The sequence below is a fragment of the Novosphingobium sp. 18050 genome, from assembly GCF_902706195.1.
Classification (GTDB): Bacteria; Pseudomonadota; Alphaproteobacteria; order Sphingomonadales; family Sphingomonadaceae; genus Novosphingobium.
On record NZ_CACSJO010000015.1, the window covers coordinates 119,508 to 136,044 of the forward strand.

Consider the following 16,537-nt stretch of genomic DNA (forward strand, 5'->3'; position numbering starts at 1 on the left):
TGATCTCCTTACTCAGGCGCGCAGCGGCAACGGATCGGCGATCCCGAACAGGTCCGCCCGTTCAAGCAACCGCCCCGCCCAGCCGCGGTGGGTGGCCGGTTCGCACATCACGCCCTCACGTGCGAAGACCGCCGGGCTATCTTCAGCCAGCATCATCCGCGCTTCCTCGGCCTGGTCCGCCGGCACCGCCAGCGCGGACTGGATCACGCCGATCTGGGCGGGATGGATGGCCGTTTTGGTCAACAGCCCATGCTCGATGTCGAGGGCCACTTCCTCGCGTAGCAGGGCAGTATCGGCGAAACGCTCCATTACTGGCGCGCTGAGCGCAAAACCCCAGGGCGCGAAACCGGCAACGAGGTTGGCGATGATGTTGCCCAGCGGTCCCTCATAAGCGGTACGATGGGATGCCCGGCGCAGACCCATCGCCTGTAGCAGGTCGTTACCGCCGATCCGCAGCGCCAGAATGCGGTCCTGCACCGCCAGCAACTGATCCCGGAACCGGCGCATCGCCTGAGCATCGCACGCCTCGCGTGTTTCCAGCGTCGGCATCAATCGGTGCCGGTCATGCAACGGCAGGGCCAGATAGGCAGGCATGGTATCGGCATGAGCCTTGGGGATCACGAAGCCGTCGATCTGTTCCACCCCGGGCATACACAGGATATGGTCCAGCATCGCGGCGGAGCGCGGACGTATGAAAATCAGCGGATCGGCCTGGCTTGGTTCGCGCGCGGCCAGCGTGCGCAGCAGCGCCGCCAGATGCGTCAGCGCAAGCTGCAGATCGCGTTCGAGAACCGAATCCTCAAGGCAGAGCACCGCCGAACGCAGGCCGGGTATGCGCCGCACCCCGATCAGCGCCGAGAAGAGATCGTCGCGGAGACACGGCATGTAGAGCGTCGCGCCCAGCGAAATGGCCGAAATCGAACCCGTGACGCTCATGACTCGTTTCCCAGGCCGCGGATGATCGCCACGGCGCGATATTGTGATTGCTTGTCCAGGCGCTCCACCGGAACCCCGTGGCGAGCGGCAAGGTGGAGGAGATGTGCAACGTCTCCATCGCCGGGATCGCGGACCAGCAGTCGCTCGGGAACCCGCCGCAACAGCGCCCGGGTTGCTTCGGCTATGCCCGGCTTGATCCGGTTGCGGTCCCCCGCCGCGCAGCCCGCCAGCAGCGATTCCAGCATGGCCTCGCACCCGGCCATCAGCCCACCGCGCCGAACGGCATGCCCCTTAATCGACAAGGGCGTGGCCGCCGCAGCGAGCGGTGCAATGGTATCCACGAAAGCCCGCGACAAGTCGGCATGGGCATAGTGGGGATACGTGACACAGGCATGAAAATCCCCCTCGCCCACGTACTGCGGATTTAGGATCGAGCGGCTCACCAGCCCCGATACGATCCCGTTGAGCAGCCCGGAGGCGATGAGATAGTCGTCATCCGTCGCGGCGATATCGGCCTGGCCCGCGGGGTCCGCGATCACCGCCAGTTCGGGCACGAAGCCCAGCGCATTTGCCGCCAGTGAAGCCCGCAGTTCGCCCGCGATGGCGCCCTTGCCCGTCCACCCGTCGACGAACACCGCACTGCGCGGATCGTGCCGTTCAGCGATATGAGCCAGCGCGGTCTGGTCGATGCCCCGATCGCGAATGATGCTGACCGAATAGTGAACGGCGCTATGCCCCCACGCGCGCAGCGTCCGCGCCAGAAGAACGCCGATCGGAGTGCCTGCCCGCGCGAGCGACACCAGCACGATCTCGCGCCCAGGCCGGCGCTCGGCCAACCCGGCGGTAAGGTTCGCCACTTCCTGAGCCAGCCGCGCACCATTTCGCGCCAGAGCTGAATGGTACAGCGCAAGGTATTCGGCATCCGGCAGCGGCTCGGGCGCGATCATCTCCGAATAGTGGCGGCGGCCGGACTGGATCGCCGCTTCCTTGTCGGCAACGGCAGTCGGAGCCATCGTAACCGGCTTGAGCAGGAAGGTGACGTCAGACGGATCGTAGCTGCCCGAAAAGGCGGGTACGGCCACTTCACACATGTCAGCGGACACCGAACATGTCTCCTGCAAGCTGCGAGCGCGTCGGCATCATCGCGAAGTCGCACAGACCCATGAACGGCGCATCGGTGATGCTGTCGCCGATACCGATCACCGTCGCATCGGGGAACCGCGCGCGCAGGCCCGGCAGGATGTGCGCCACCGCATGCTGTTTGCCCAGATAGGGCGGCATCAGTGCCACGTTGTTGCCGTTGCGATGATCGGTCCAGCCCGGCGGGAGCGACGGCACTGCTGCGTCGACGACGGCGTACATCGCCTCGTGATCCATATGAACGTGCTTGGCCAGGGTGTAGAGCGGCACGCCCCCCTCGGTCAGCACGCGCGCGTTGATCGCGACCCCGCGCGTCTCAGCCTCGGCGGCGATGGCCTGCGCCAGCCCGGCGAGTTCCTGCGCATGACGGGCGGCATGGGCGGCGATCCCCTCGGCCCACTGCGTATCCGCTTCGCCGGCCTCGTCCAGCACCACGCCGCCATGGGCACAGACCGCCGCCGCAAAGGGAATCCGCGCGCGGCGCAGCGCATCGAGGCTGCGCGCGGTAACCGGGACCATATGCGTCGTTTCGGCCAACCATTCGATGAAGCGCATCTGGCGGGGCGTCGCGTAGCTCAGCGGATCACCGTCCCGGGTGAAGCCGAGCGGCGTCAGCCGGTCATGCGGCACGTCGGGCGGACATTTGCGCAGGGTCTGGAACAGCGTGTCGTCGAGATCGACAAGAGCAATGGCCCGCATCAGGCATTCCAGCCGATCACGCTTGCACCCAGCGCCGCGACAAGCACGGGATCGATCGTGCCTGCGCCGGTCTCATGCGCGATCCATGTGGTTCGCCCGTCCGCCGGATCGGCATTGTAGAGGTAGTTGGGCACGCCGGTTCCATAATTGTCGGAGAAGCTCAGCTTTGTTTTCATGGCCCCGCCGACCCGCGCGGGACTGCGGCTGGTCGCCTGGACGACGACATCGTGCCCCTCTGCCTCCATACGTTCCGCAAGGCGAAACGGAAGGTAGGTGAACTCGCCGGTGCCAACGATGCGCAAGGGGCCTGTTACCGGCGGCAGCTGCGTCTGCGGCAGCGGCGCGACCGAGGCCTCCAGCCCGAGCCGCCCGAAATTGCGGTGCGTAGCCATCCGGCCAAGCGAGGCTGCGGCCATGTCGAACGCGGCAGTGGCGGCAATAGTCTCGCCCTGGGTCCATTCGAGATGGCCACTCAATAGTGCAGCGACCTTGGTCGGGCGCGGCATCCGCTCCTGCCAGCCACGGCCCGCAGACCAGTCCGTCAGCACGGCAACGACGATCTCTTCAACGCCGGGACAGGTGGCAACCAGCGCATGAGCGAGGTTGCAGGTGGTGGTGCCCGTCGAAATTTCATCATCGACGATGACCAGCGAACGCGGCGCAGGCAGATTGCTGCGATAGATCAGGTGCGCAGAGGCGTGGCTATGCGGTTCCTCGAAGCGGCAGAGCAGCGCACTGTCCAGCGGCTGGTCACCCAGTTGCTGGCGTGTCGAATGCAGAAAATGGATATCATCCCGCCCAGTCTGGAGGCGCAGTTCCTCATGCACCGTCTGGCCGAGACAAACGGCGGTCTCCGCCAGTCCGAGTACCAGAACCGGTCCCGGCAAGTCTGACGGGATACGTGCCGCAAGGTCGCGCACACTGCGGCGCATCACCTTCGGCGAAACCGGCAGGTGGCGCCCGAGCACACGCGAGACGACGAGGAAACCGCGCTTCGGGTTTTCGCGCGCGGCAAAGTCGCACAAATCGTCGAGAGGCCAAACAGCCTCGTCTACGGTAATGTCGATCTGCCCGGTCGGCAGGACGATCGAACGGGTATTGGTGGCAGGGGTCAGCATTCGCAGGTTATCCGGGCAATCGTGTCACGCGCCTGCCGCACCGCGGCGGCGCGGCCGATCTGGCTTGGGCCAGTGGGGCAATATTGAGCCATCGGCGGTTCGATGCCGAAGGAATCCAGAAAACTGAGGATGATGGCCCCGTTGATGCCAAAGTTGATGTTCTCCGCACCGGGCCGCAAGCCCGCGCGGTGCGGCGATCCGCCCCCAGCGCGATCAGCGCCAGGATCGGCAGATCGCCGCCCTGCCCATCACCGACAAGCGAAAACGTTCGCTCACCGGCGATGGGCACCCGTTCGCCCGCGATCAGATCACGCATGAGCGGGCGCTGTCATGGGGTATCAGATATTCACGCCGAAGGACGAGGCCAGCGGCCCCAGACCGCCTGCATAGCCCTGACCGATGGCCTTGAACTTCCACTCGCCATTGTGGCGATAGAGGTCACCGAAGATCATCGCCGTCTCGGTCGAAGCATCTTCGGACAGGTCGTAGCGGGCGATCTCGGTGCCGCCATCGGCGTTCAGCACGCGAATGAAGGCGTTTGAAATCATGCCGAAGTTCTGGCGGCGCGCATCGGCATCGTGGATCGTCACGGCGAAGCTGAGGCGCAGGATTTCGGCCGGAACCTGATCCAGCGTCACCGCTACGACTTCGTCGTCGCCGTCGCCCTGTCCGGTCAGGTTATCGCCCTGGTGGACGACCGAACCGTTCGCGCCGTTCTTGTTGTTGTAGAACACGAAATCGGCGTCCGAACGAACCTTGCCCGCGTCGTTCAGCAGGAACACGCTGGCGTCGAGATCGAAATCGGTACCGTCGGTGACGCGCGTGTCCCAACCCAGGCCGACCCGTACGCCCTTGAGGCCCGGAGCTTCCTTGCTGAGGCTGACGTTGCCGCCCTTGGAAAGCGAAACTGCCATTTTGATTCTCCTAATCCGTCGGCTTCAGCCGACACTGACACCGTAATTGCGCGCGAGCGGCGCGAGGCCGCCCTTGTAGCCCTGTCCAACCGCGCGGAACTTCCACTCGCCGTTGTGGCGATAGACCTCGCCGAAAACCATTGCGGTTTCGGTGGATGCGTCCTCGGCCAGGTCGTAGCGCGAGATTTCACGGCCGGTCACGGCGTTGACGACGCGGATAAAGGCATTCGACACCATGCCGAAGCTCTGCCTCCGCCCCTCACCGTCGTGAATGGTGACCGCAATCGCGATCTTCTGCACTTCCGCCGGAACGCGGCCCAGTTCGACCGTCAGCGCTTCGTCGTCACCATCGCCCTCACCCGTGCGGTTATCGCCGGTGTGCTCCACAGAACCTTCCGGCGAGCGCAGGTTGTTGTAGAAGATGAAGTCGCTGTCACCGCGCACCTTTCCTGCATCGCCCAGCAGAAACGCACTGGCGTCAAGGTCGAAGTCCGCGCCGTCGGTGGTGCGGGTGTCCCAGCCTAGTCCGATGAGGATCTTCGAGAGGTTCGGCTCTTCCTTGGACAGGCTGACGTTGCCGCCCTTGGACAGACTTACCGACATGATGTTCTCCTGCTTTCCGGGTTATGGTGCGGTATATGCGGCCAGCTCAGGATGCCTTCGCGTCCTTGCGATTACTGCGCAGCGAATCGTACAGGGACAGGCCGATCAACGCCGCGCCGATCAGGCCGGTGATCGTCTCCGGGATCTCGAAACGGACCGACAGCAGCATGATCGCGGCCAGCGCCACGATCGCATAGAAAGCGCCGTGTTCGAGATAGCGGTATTCGGCGAGTGTGCCCTTGTCGACCAGCATCACCGTCATCGAACGCACGAACATCGCCCCGATGCCCAGGCCCAGAGCAATGATGAACAGATTGTTCGACAAAGCGAAAGCGCCGACCACACCGTCGAACGAGAACGAAGCGTCCAGCACTTCGAGGTAGAGGAAACCGGCCAGGCCGGACTTGGCGACAGCTACCGCGGCGTCCTGCCCGGAATGGCTGGCATGCTCTCCCTGCTCTAGCAGCGCGCCGACAGACTGGACGGCGATATAGGTCACCAGACCGAAGATGCCCGAGGTGATGAAGGTCATCGCCTCCACCGGGTCGATCATGCGCGACAGGCCGTAGAGCGCCAGCAGGACCAGGCCGATGGCGAGGCCGGAAATGCGCGAGAGTTGGGCGAACGGCCGCTCTATCAGGCCGAGCCAGTGCAGTTCCTTTTCCTCATCGAGGAAGAAACTCAGCCCGACCATCGCCAAAAAGGCGCCCCCGAAGCCGGATATGCCCACATGTGCAGCTGTAATGATCTCTTCATAGCGTACCGAGTCGGTCGCCGCGAGGATCACCGCATCGATCGGCCCCATCTTCGCGGCGATGGCGACGATCGCCAGCGGGAAGACGATGCGCATGCCGAACACGGCGATGAGGATGCCCCAGGTCAGAAAGCGCCGACGCCACACGGCGTCCATGTCGCGCAGCACGGTGGCGTTGACCACCGCGTTGTCGAACGACAGCGAAACCTCCAGCACGCCGAGCACCGCGACGATCCACAGGATGCCCAGCGTCCCGCCGAGCGTGCCGGTGATGTCCCAGCCCAGCCATGCGGCCAGCACCATGCACAGCGCCGTAAACAGCAGCGAACCCTTGTAATACTTAAACACTTTAACCCCTTTCGCCGCGTACGGCTCAATCCTTGCGACCGGCTACCCAGCGCAGGCCCCAGCTGAGGCTCTCGTCCAGGTCCTTCTGGTCCCGCACGTAGTCGACGATGCGCGTAACCTTCAGGCGGCCGGCATCGTTCTCGATCAGCACGATCCCGCACAGGCGGCGGTCGTTCTGGCCTTCGGTCATGCGGACCTCGATCGGCGGCTGGTCGGGCATGGTAACCAGCACCACGCCATCCGTCTGCTGCCAGTTTGGCACACCGTCATAGATATTGGCGAAGATCGCGATGCGGCGGATATCGGCCCAGCGGGCGCCGTTGATCCGCATCGTCTCGCCCTGCGAGACGTCGCCGGTGCGATCGTCGCCGGACAAGGCGATGAAAGGCTCCTGCGCGAAGGACCCGAAGGCATTGCCCAGTGCCTGCACGACACCCTTTCGCCCATCCGAAAGTTCGAAAAGGCAGCCCAGATCGAGGTCGATAGCCGAACCGCCGCCGAAGAAGCCTTTGCGCCCACGCGACCAGTTTAGATTGATCGTGATCTCGCCGAAGCTCGTCCCGCGCTTTTCGAGGCTGACAGTCTGGCCTGCCTTTTCCAGCGTCACCTTGCTCAGGCTCACCGGCTTGGGAGCGGGAGGCGGCGGTGGTGGCGGTGCGGCGGGCGAATCTTCGGCCACGTCGATCCCGAAGGAACGCGCGAGCGGTGCCAGCCCCCCGGTGAAGCCCTGCCCCACGGCGCGAAACTTCCACTGCCCGTTACGAAGATAGAGTTCACCGAAGGTCATCGCCGCCTCTGCGGCACCGGCAAGGCCGGGCACGAAGCGCAGGGCTGCCCCGCCGCTTGAAGGCGCCACGTCGATCCGGGCACCCTCAAGCAAGGCCAGAGTCTGTCCCTTGGCCTGCGCTTCATGGACGGTCACGCAGAAGACCACTCGCTCGATCTCGGATGGCAGGCGGGCAAAATCGACCTCGAACGTGCCTTGCCCCGGCCCGTTCACGAAGCAGACGCCGCCATCGCCGCCTTGCGGCTGGTTGTAGAACACCATGTCGGCGTCGCCGCGAACCTTGCCCGAAGCCGTCAGCAGATAGGCCGAGGCATCCGCATCGACATCGCGCCCTGCAGCCGGTGTCCATGCAAAGGACACCGTCAGCCGGTCGGCCGGCACGGGCGCGTTGGCGCCCTGCTGGAGATCATTCATGTTTGCCCCAATGCCCTGTAGCAGGTGCTCTCAAGTGCGACGACGGGCTTCACAACGCGCCGATGATCTTGTCCATCATTTCCTGGAAGGTGCGGCCGGTGGTCCGTTCGCCCAGCGCCTTCATTTCCCAGCCGTCACCGACGCGCACCACCTTCGCCATGATCTGGCCGGTATGCGTACCCGAGCCGGTCAGGTCGTAACGGGCCAGTTCCTTGCGGTTGGTGGAATCGACGACGCGGCAATAAGCGTTCTCGATGCGGTCGAAAGTATCGCCCAAAAAGCTGTTCACCGTAAACAGCAGCGTGTGGACATTGGCTGGTAACCGCGTGAGATCGACATTGATCGTCTCGTCGTCGCCGTCTCCGGCGCCGGTGCGGTTGTCACCGCTGTGGACGATGCTGCCGTCTTGGCTGGCGAGCTGGCGGAACCACACCTGGTCGAGCAGATTGCGCTGGGCATCGAACAGCAGGCATGATGCGTCGAGATCGACCTCCCCGCCGCCACCGCCGGTCAGTTTGGCGAAGAAGCCCTTGGCCTTGCGCACGTCCCAGCCAAGGCCCATCGAAACACGGGTCAGCGAGCCTCCACCAGACTTTTCCAGACGAACCGACTGGCCTTTTTGCAGACTAACCACGCGACGCTCCCGTTTCCGAACCAATATGCAAAATTCGCCCCCGAGTATTACGATTGCGCCCACGTCCGCAATAGCCGCGAGGCGTATTTATGCTTTCCAGATCAGGCATTCACCGATTATCCCTCCGGTCTCCTTAGCGGCTCGACCATGGCAATTTTTTGACATGCTCCAGCGTCTTTTTGACGTAGTTTTGCGACCGCTCCTCTTTTTCCGCAGACCCACTGTACCAATGATGGTCAAAATTGACCGACTGCTGGCGCGCTCGACTATGCCGAGGCGACTGGGCGCGATCGCCTGCCGACGGTGCTGGATATGGCGGACTATCAAGGCTTCCGCTGCACCGGCGATAATCCCGCGACGGCGACGCACTTAAACACGAGATGTACGACCTCGGGGAGGACGACGGTAAGGCTCGCCGCTGGCATGCCTCAACCGCCACTTGGCGATCCAGTGGCTTGCCCGGCAGGTTGCCGCCGATCCGTTCTAGGCCGCTACGGCCGCCAAGGCAGGGACAGCGCGCGTAACGGCGATGATCTCCACATCGACCTCAGCCTCGAAAGGACGGGCATTACCGGTGACGACGTCGATCCACGTCGTGCAGAACGGAATGCCTACCTCGTCGCAATAGGAAGCCCCGCCCGCCGCGCGTGAGTTGATCTCGAGGATGCGCCAGTCGCCGTGCCGGTCCTGTTTGTACTGCACGTTGATCGCACCGTGCAGGCCGTGCCGCCGGACAAGTTCGGCAGCGTGCGAGATCAGGGAGTGGCGTGTCTGAATTCGCTGGCGATTGACATCCAGCTTCGTGCGCACTGCCGCCAGCAGCACCGTCCCGCGTTCGCAGACCATGTCGACTGAACATTCGAGGCCTGAAAGGTGCTCCATCACCAGCAGCGAGAAAGCCTCGCCGCGCTGCTCCGCGTCAACGAGCGCGGCGGCGTAGGCATGCGGCGAGATCCGGCGGGCGTCGGGATCGGCAAGGTGCGTCAACGGCCCCCGCGCATCCAGTGTCCAATACCCCGCGCCGTAAACGCCGCGTGAAGGCTTCACGCAGGCGCTGGCGCCATTCGCCGTCAATGCCTGCACGGCATCCTCGAAGCCTTGCGCACAAGTCACCGCGAACGTCGGGCACAAGTAGGGATCGTTGGCCATCGAAACGGCGAAAGCTGCCTTGTTGTCCAGCAGTTCCAGGGTATCGGCATCGGCCGCGACATGCACCGCGATGCCGTTCGCCGAGAACTGGTCCAGCATCCGGGCAACGCCGCGTTTGCCGCGCTGCGGCACCAGAGCATCGACCCCGCGTTCGATGGCGGTATCGAGAAGCCAGGTGGCATAATCGACCGTACCGCGTGCCGGTTCTTGCCAGAATACCGGCGCCACATCGCGCACTGGAGAGCGACTGTCGACGGCGCTGACGAACAGGCTGACCAGCGGTCGCTCGCTAACGATCCGGCTGACGACGTTGCGCATCGAAAACGATTGATTGAACCATATTTTCATGGATTTCTGCGCTATCGAACGCATGGAAAGTGTCAACCGAAGACGGGGCCGGATGCCGCTCCCTCCCCATCTTCTCACCTTTGCAGCCTCATACCCCTGCAAAAAGACACGGCGGCTTGCGTCATCCACGCCGTCCACTACTTTCAAAGGCATCAGTTAACGAGGAAATCGTCCTTGAAGAAGACGCTGCGCATCGCGCTTGCCACCACTCTCGCCCTGTTGAGTTCCACATCCATGTCTTTTGCTGCAAGCCCCGCCCCCGCCGATCCGCGCGATCCTGCCGACCCCTGGATCTGGCTGGAGGACGCGAACGGCCCACGCGTGATGGACTGGGTGAAATCCCATAACGCCACCACCGAACAGCGGCTGGAATCCAATCCGCACTACCAGCCCTTCTACAACGACGCGCTGGCCATCCTCGGCGCCAAGGACCGCATCCCCGCTCCGAGCTTCCTGAACGGCCAGATCTACAACTTCTGGCAGGACGAGCAGCATCTGCGCGGCATCTGGCGCAAGACCTCGCTGGAGGCGTATCGCAGCGGCAAGCCCGCATGGAAGACCGTTCTCGACATCGATGCGCTGGGCAAGGCCGAGGGCAAGAGCTGGGTCTACAAGGGCGCAGACTGCCTGGAGCCGGAACAGAGGCGCTGCCTCATATCCCTGTCGAACGGCGGCGAAGATGCTGTCGAAGTGCGGGAGTTCGACCTGGCTTCGGGCACCTTCGTGGAGGGCGGTTTCCACATTCCGCGTTCAAAGCAGGGTGTGACATGGGAAGACGGCGATCACCTGCTCGTCGCTACCGAATGGACGCCGGGCGAAGTCACGACCTCCGGCTATCCCTATGTGGTAAAGCGTGTCACACGGGGACGGCCATTCACCGAAGCGGTGGAAGTCTTCCGGGGCGACAAAAACGATGTCGGCGTGTTCCCGGCAGTGCTGCACGACGGTCAAGGCCATACGCTGAAGGTCATCACGCGCGCAATCGACTTCTTCCACCAGCGCAGCTTCGTGATCGCCGCCGATGGCAAGGTGCACGAACTGGCGATCCCACAGAAGGTCTCCGTTACCGGGCTCGTTGCAGGCCGCGTCGTTTTCCGTCTGGATGAGGCCTGGGGCGACCTACCTTCCGGCTCGGTCGCTACCGCCCCGCTCACCGAGGTGATGCAGCGTCCCGAAGGATTTTCCGCAAAGCTCGCGTGGAAGCCCGGTCCTCGCGAGGCACTGGAAGCGGTTTCTGCGACCAAGGGCCGACTGCTCGTTTCCATTCTCGACAACGTCAACGGCCGCCTGCTTTCGCTGACCCCGGCTGCGGGCGGCGCATGGACGACGGCAACGCTGCCCCTGCCTGACAAGCTAGCGCTGCGCTTCGGTTCGGCACAAACGGACGGGGACCGCGTCTTCGCCTGGGCCGAGGGGTTCACCACGCCCAGCAGCCTGTACCTTGTGGCCGCAGCCGCCGCCACCGCGCAGCCTATCCAGAGCCTGCCGCCGCGTTTCGACAGCAAGGGCCTCGTAGTCGAACAGCGCGAGGCGAAGTCGACAGACGGGACGGCAATCCCCTATTTCCTTGTACGCCGCAAAGACATCCCGCTGGACGGTTCTACGCCGGTCCTGCTCGACGCTTACGGCGGCTTCCAGGTCAGCTCGACGCCCTCCTATTCGGGCACGATTGGCAAACTGTGGCTGGAGCGGGGCGGCGCCTTCGCGCTTGCCAACATCCGCGGCGGCGGCGAGTTCGGCCCGGCCTGGCACGAGGCCGCACTGAAGACGAAGCGGCAGGTCGCCTATGACGATTTCGCCAGCGTTGCCCGCGACATGATCGACAGCAAGATCACCTCGCCGCGCAGGCTGGGTATCGTCGGCGGGTCGAACGGCGGCCTGCTGATGGGCGTCGAGATGACCGAGTTCCCCGAACTCTACAACGCGGTGGTTATCCAGGTGCCCCTGCTCGACATGATCCGCATCAGCAAGATCGCGGCGGGGACCAGCTGGCAGGGTGAATACGGCGATGTTTACGCCGATCCCGAGGCGCGGGCCTTCTGGCTGAAGAAGTCGCCCTATCACGCGCTGCGCAAGGACGTGAAATACCCCGAGCCCTACATCTTCACCACCACGCGCGACGACCGCACCGGGCCGCAGCACGCCCGCAAGTTCGCAGCGCGTATGGAGGAAATGGGCCTGCCCTACTACTTCTACGAGAACACCGAAGGCGGTCACGGATCGGGCGCGGACATCCGGCAGTCGGCCAAGACCACGGCCTTGTGGCTGACCTACCTGACGCGCAAGCTGATGGACTGACAAGAACAGCGGCGAGACGGTCCGAACGACCGCCTCGCCGCTAGTCAGTCGTCGGTACGCCCCGCGCCGTCCTGAAAACGGGCTTCCTTGACGAATGCCGCGACGGTAGGCGACCGGTCATCCCGGCGGGTCGCGATCGCGAGGCTAGTCGTCGGGCCGCCTCCCAGAATATCGTGATAGGTGATGCCTTTCATGGCGGCCTCGCGCATCGAGTCCGGCACGAGCGCCACGCCCAGTTCCGCCGCGACCAGCGCCAGCATCGATGCGATCTGCGGTGCGGGCTGTCCCAGCACGGGTTCGAAACCGGCATCGCGGCACGCCGCTATGGTCGCGTCGAACAGCGTCGGCCCCAAGGGGCGCGGGGTGATGATGAATGGGTCGTCGCCAAGCGCGGACAATGCGATCGGATCGCTATGCGGCATGCGGCTGGAAGCCAGCGCGGCGATCAGTGGTTCAGTCTCGATCTGATAGAAACGCAGGCCTTCCTCGCTGACGCCGCCGGGCCGCAGGAATGCCGCGTCCAGCGACTCGTCCAGAAGCGACGCAACGAGGCCATTCGAATTGGCCTCCCGCAGTGAAAGATCGACATCGGGAAATCGCCGCCGGTAGGTTCGAATCACGGCGGGGACGCGGGGATTGAATGCCGCAGACCCGGTGAAGCCCACACGGATTGCCCCCGTCTGCCCGGCCCCGGCGCGCTGCGCAGACCTGACTGCGAGAGCCGCCTGGGCCGGCAAGTCCTTCACCTTTTGCAGGAAAGCCGCGCCTGCTTCGGTCAGCTCGGCCCCGTGCGGCAGGCGGTGGAACAGCGCGGTGCCGACTTCCCGTTCGAGATTCTTGATCTGCTGGCTGAGCGGCGGCTGACCGATACCCAGCCGCCGGGCGGCCCGGGTGAAGTTCAGCTCTTCCGCCAAAGCCAGAAAATAGCGGATATGTCGCAGTTCCACTGGTATCTCCAAAAGCTATGGCATTTCGCAATGCCACATATTGGACAGATGGCCGGGCGTCAGCATATTTCTGTGGCAAGAGAACGATGAAGAGTGATCCCGATGTTGAACCAGGCCCCTCACAGCAATCCGCTCCCTTCCATGGCCCAGCCATGGATGCCGCAGTTCGCGGTTTCTGAGGAAACCGATCTGGAGCCGGTAGTCTTCCTCCCCGGCCTGCTGTGCGACCAGCAATTGTGGCGCCATCAGGTAGAGGCCCTGTCCGACATTGCAGCTCCGATGATCGCCAATCTCACGCTCGACCGATCGGTGGAAGCCATGGCCCGCAGGACGCTGGCGGTCGCACCGGCGCGCTTTTCGCTCGTCGGCCTTTCGATGGGCGGTTATGTCGCGCTGGAAATCATGCGCCAGGCGCCCGAGCGCGTGGACCGGCTGGCCCTGATCGACACCAGCGCGCGCGGCGATACCCCGGCCCGGACAGCGCAACGGAAAGCCGGGATCGAATCCCTGCGGCGCGGCCGTTTCCTGGGCATAACCCATAGGCTGCTGACGGAACTCATCCACCCCCGCCATGTCGAGGGGGCGGTCGCGGAAGACCTGCGGTCGATGGCGGGCCGGGTTGGCGGAGCGGCGTTCCTGCGCCAGCAGGAAGCGATCATGAACCGCCCCGACTTTCTGGAAAGCCTGCTGGCGATCGACACCGACACCATGATCGTCGTCGGCGACGGCGACCGGGTAACCCCTGCCGAGCATGCCGAGGAAATGCACGCACGTATCCGCGGCTCGCGCCTTTACCGCATCCGTGAATGCGGCCACCTCCCCGCACTCGAAAGCCCCGAGGAAGTCACGCGCCTGCTGCGGCAGTGGCTGCTGCGTTGAGGTTTTGACAGGCGGCCACGCCTGGCCGCCTGTCCTGGACATTTCGCTTAGAAGCTGAAGCGTACACCCACCGCATAAGTGGCAGGCGCTCCGACCATGCGCGAGGCACCGTTGAGTTCCGGGAAGTAGACTTCGTCGGTGATGTTGCGGCCCGTCGCATAGACCGACCACCCGTGCGGCGACTGCAATTCGATCCGCGCGTTGAGCAGGGTATAGGCCTGCGCCGTGTTACCCGGCAGCGCGTTGAGGCGGTTGGATTCCTTGCCGTGGTAGAAGATGTTCGCACGGCTGCTGAGCGACCAGCCATCGCCGAAGCTGTAAGTGTGCACCAGGCCAACACGGCCCGTCCACTTGGGCGCGCCCGGCAGCGGATCACCCACGGTCGAGGTTACGTCGGCGATGCGGTTCGATTTGAACTCGGTGATCTCCGAATAGAGATACGTGCCCGAGGCATCGAAATCGAGTTGGTGCGCGCTGCTGTTGATAAGGCGCAGGTTCAGCGCGCCTTCGATGCCGCGTGTCCGGGCCTTGCCGACGTTGGTGCGTCCGTTCGTATCGTTGGCAAGGCGCGTGGTCGCCTGCAGGTTGCTGAAGTCGTTGGCGAACGCGTCAAGCGAGAGGCGCAGCGGTCCCTTCAGGTAACGCACGCCGGCTTCGTAGGCCCAGACCGTCTCGGACTGGAAGGGCTCGGTCTCTTCCGGCGTCAGTATCGAGGTGCCGTCGAAGCCGCCCGAACGATAGCCGCGCGCTACCGATGCGAAGACGTTCAGGTCCTCGTTGATGAACCACTGCGCAGCGGCCCGGCCGGAGACGTCGTCGTCCTTGAACTGCTTGTCCCAGCTGAAGTTGGGAGTGGTGGCGAAGAAGGCCTGATAGTTGGAGATACCCCAGGGATTAAGGTCGACGTTGCGGCCCTTGGAGTCCACCTGATCGCTGGTGTAGCGCAGGCCGCCCGTCAGGCGCACGCCGGATACCACCTCATAATCGACCTGGCCGAACAGCGCGCCGCTGCGGCGACGCTGGTTGTGGATGTTCTGGTAGATGGTGCGCGCCGCCCAGCTCTTCCATTCGCTGGTGTAGTCGATCTTGTCGCTCATGAAGAAGCCGCCGACCAGCCAGTTGAACCGGCCCTGCTGCTCATTACGAAGGCGCAGTTCGAAGGAATCCTGGCTCAGGTCTTCGTCGAAAAGGTATTCGTACTGGGGGTAAGGCGTTCCATCGCCGTTGCCACCCACTTTGCGCTGGCTGGACTGGGCGCCGACGACCATATCCAGGCGAGTAGCATCATTCAGCAGGTGCGAGAACTGGGCAGAAACGCCCTTGATGTCGATGTTCTGGTCGTAATACTGGCTGGAATAGAAGCTGTAGGGATCGCTGTCTTCGCCCGCGTTCAGGACGCTGCTGTCCTGCGCCGCGCTGAGGCGGTCGTACTGGCGGGCATCGCCCCGATCGCGGCTGCCAAAGGCTTTCAGCGTCAGCGTCGTTTCCGGCGCGAATTCAATGTCCACGGTGCCGCGCGCCGCGAACAGGTCCTTGTCACCAAAGCCCTTGCGCGCGCCGGGATCGGTGATCGCAGGAACCTGTGTCTGCACCACGCCGCCCACGCTGAGGCGCGCACCGGCCAGATCGCCTGCGCCCTTGCCATCCATGAAGCCGCCGCCCTGATCGGTCATCACCGCCAGCCGGACGCGCACGTTCTCACCCACCGGACCGCCGATCGCGGCTTCGGCGCGCATGCTGTCGTAGCTGCCGTAACGCGCATCGACATAGCCTTCGAAGCTGTCACTGCCGCCGCGCGTGATCGCATTGACGACGCCCGCGGTGGAGTTGCGGCCATAAAGTGTGCCCTGCGGCCCGCGCAGCACTTCGATGCGCTCGATGTCGAACAGCGGCATGCCCAAATATGCGTTCGAGCTCTGGTACACCCCGTCCAGATGCAGCGCGACCGAGGGCGAGCCGTTGGGCTTGTAGTCGTCCGCGCCGCCGATGCCGCGAATGCTCAGCAGGCCGTAGCTCTCGCCGCCGAAGCCGTAGTTGATCGACAGGCCGGGAACTTCATCGACCATGCTGGCAAAGTCGACGATGCGGCGCTTTTCGACTTCCTCACCCGAAACCACGGTGATCGCCTGCGGAACCTTGGAAAGGTCTTCTTGGCGCTTCTGCGCGGTGACGACGATGTCCTGCCCGCCGGTACGCGCATCGGCGCCAGACATGTCGCGCACGGGCGATGCGGGGGCGGCGGCGAGCGAGATGATCGAGCGGCTCTCCAGCGAAATCGCCATGCCGCGCCCGGCGATCAGGCGGCGCAGCGCCTGGCTGCGCGTGAAGCGGCCCTTGAGCGGGGCGGAGCGCTGACCCACGACCACGTCGTAGGGAAACACCATCTGGACACCGGCCTGGCGGCCGAATTCGTTGAGCGAAGTGGCCATGTTCTGGGCCGGGATATCGAAGCTCACGGTACGCTCTGCGGCGGCGTCAGCCGGTGCCGCCGCCAGTATCAGGGGTAGTACGATCGAATGAAATGCCATTGTGCCCTCCGGGTGGAATTCGTGTCTCGAAGGGAGGGATG

15 protein-coding genes are annotated in these 16,537 nt (G+C 64.2%); 2 read left to right on the forward strand and 13 right to left on the reverse strand.

Going from position 1 to position 16,537, the window contains the following annotated elements:
- Nucleotides 1-12 precede the first annotated feature (12 nt).
- From GVL61_RS15460 to GVL61_RS15510, 11 genes are all read right to left on the reverse strand, one after another.
- Complete coding sequence (locus GVL61_RS15460; RefSeq protein WP_159981551.1) at nt 13-936, reverse strand: HpcH/HpaI aldolase/citrate lyase family protein; 924 nt, start codon at nt 934-936, stop codon at nt 13-15.
- Nucleotides 933-2,039, reverse strand: coding sequence for a cysteine protease StiP family protein (locus GVL61_RS15465; protein WP_235037722.1), 1,107 nt, complete (start codon nt 2,037-2,039; stop codon nt 933-935). The genes GVL61_RS15460 and GVL61_RS15465 overlap by 4 nt, the downstream gene beginning before the upstream one ends.
- On the reverse strand, nt 2,029-2,775 hold the full coding sequence (locus GVL61_RS15470; protein ID WP_235037723.1) for a hypothetical protein: 747 nt from the start codon (nt 2,773-2,775) through the stop codon (nt 2,029-2,031). The genes GVL61_RS15465 and GVL61_RS15470 overlap by 11 nt, the downstream gene beginning before the upstream one ends.
- Nucleotides 2,775-3,893, reverse strand: a complete 1,119-nt coding sequence (locus GVL61_RS15475) for a phosphoribosyltransferase domain-containing protein (RefSeq protein WP_159981552.1) — start codon at nt 3,891-3,893, stop codon at nt 2,775-2,777. Before GVL61_RS15475 ends, GVL61_RS15470 begins: the two co-directional genes overlap by 1 nt.
- Nucleotides 3,887-4,072, reverse strand: coding sequence for a hypothetical protein (locus GVL61_RS15480; RefSeq protein ID WP_159981553.1), 186 nt, complete (start codon nt 4,070-4,072; stop codon nt 3,887-3,889). Before GVL61_RS15480 ends, GVL61_RS15475 begins: the two co-directional genes overlap by 7 nt.
- Nucleotides 4,073-4,231: 159 nt before the next feature.
- Nucleotides 4,232-4,807 carry a TerD family protein gene (locus tag GVL61_RS15485; protein WP_159981554.1) on the reverse strand — a complete coding sequence of 192 codons (576 nt, stop codon included), beginning with the start codon at nt 4,805-4,807 and terminating at the stop codon, nt 4,232-4,234.
- 24 nt (nt 4,808-4,831) lie between these two features.
- Nucleotides 4,832-5,413, reverse strand: coding sequence for a TerD family protein (locus tag GVL61_RS15490; protein WP_368667125.1), 582 nt, complete (start codon nt 5,411-5,413; stop codon nt 4,832-4,834).
- 43 nt (nt 5,414-5,456) lie between these two features.
- Nucleotides 5,457-6,512, reverse strand: a complete 1,056-nt coding sequence (locus GVL61_RS15495; protein ID WP_159981556.1) for a DUF475 domain-containing protein — start codon at nt 6,510-6,512, stop codon at nt 5,457-5,459.
- Nucleotides 6,513-6,537: 25 nt separating this feature from the next.
- Entirely contained in the window at nt 6,538-7,713 is a 1,176-nt protein-coding gene (locus tag GVL61_RS15500; RefSeq protein ID WP_159981557.1) for a TerD family protein, read from the reverse strand.
- A gap of 49 nt (nt 7,714-7,762) precedes the next feature.
- The gene (locus tag GVL61_RS15505) at nt 7,763-8,347 is read right to left on the reverse strand and encodes a TerD family protein (RefSeq protein WP_159981558.1); all 585 of its coding nucleotides are present in this window, start codon (nt 8,345-8,347) and stop codon (nt 7,763-7,765) included.
- 483 nt (nt 8,348-8,830) lie between these two features.
- Nucleotides 8,831-9,814 (reverse strand): ATP-grasp domain-containing protein, encoded by a 984-nt coding sequence (locus GVL61_RS15510; protein ID WP_159981559.1) that lies wholly within the window; start codon nt 9,812-9,814, stop codon nt 8,831-8,833.
- Between the two features lie 264 nt (nt 9,815-10,078).
- Here GVL61_RS15510 and GVL61_RS15515 point away from each other — a divergent pair, with 264 nt between their 5' ends.
- Entirely contained in the window at nt 10,079-12,142 is a 2,064-nt protein-coding gene (locus tag GVL61_RS15515; RefSeq protein WP_159981572.1) for a prolyl oligopeptidase family protein, read from the forward strand.
- 44 nt (nt 12,143-12,186) lie between these two features.
- Here GVL61_RS15515 and GVL61_RS15520 read toward each other — a convergent pair whose 3' ends face one another.
- Nucleotides 12,187-13,089, reverse strand: a complete 903-nt coding sequence (locus GVL61_RS15520; RefSeq protein ID WP_159981560.1) for a LysR family transcriptional regulator — start codon at nt 13,087-13,089, stop codon at nt 12,187-12,189.
- A 105-nt stretch (nt 13,090-13,194) separates the two neighbouring features.
- On the opposite strand from GVL61_RS15520, the gene GVL61_RS15525 reads away from it, so the two are divergent.
- Nucleotides 13,195-13,968 carry an alpha/beta fold hydrolase gene (locus tag GVL61_RS15525; protein WP_235037724.1) on the forward strand — a complete coding sequence of 258 codons (774 nt, stop codon included), beginning with the start codon at nt 13,195-13,197 and terminating at the stop codon, nt 13,966-13,968.
- A gap of 47 nt (nt 13,969-14,015) precedes the next feature.
- Here GVL61_RS15525 and GVL61_RS15530 read toward each other — a convergent pair.
- A partial coding sequence (locus tag GVL61_RS15530) for a TonB-dependent receptor (protein WP_235037725.1) occupies nt 14,016-16,537 on the reverse strand: 2,522 nt, incomplete at its 5' end.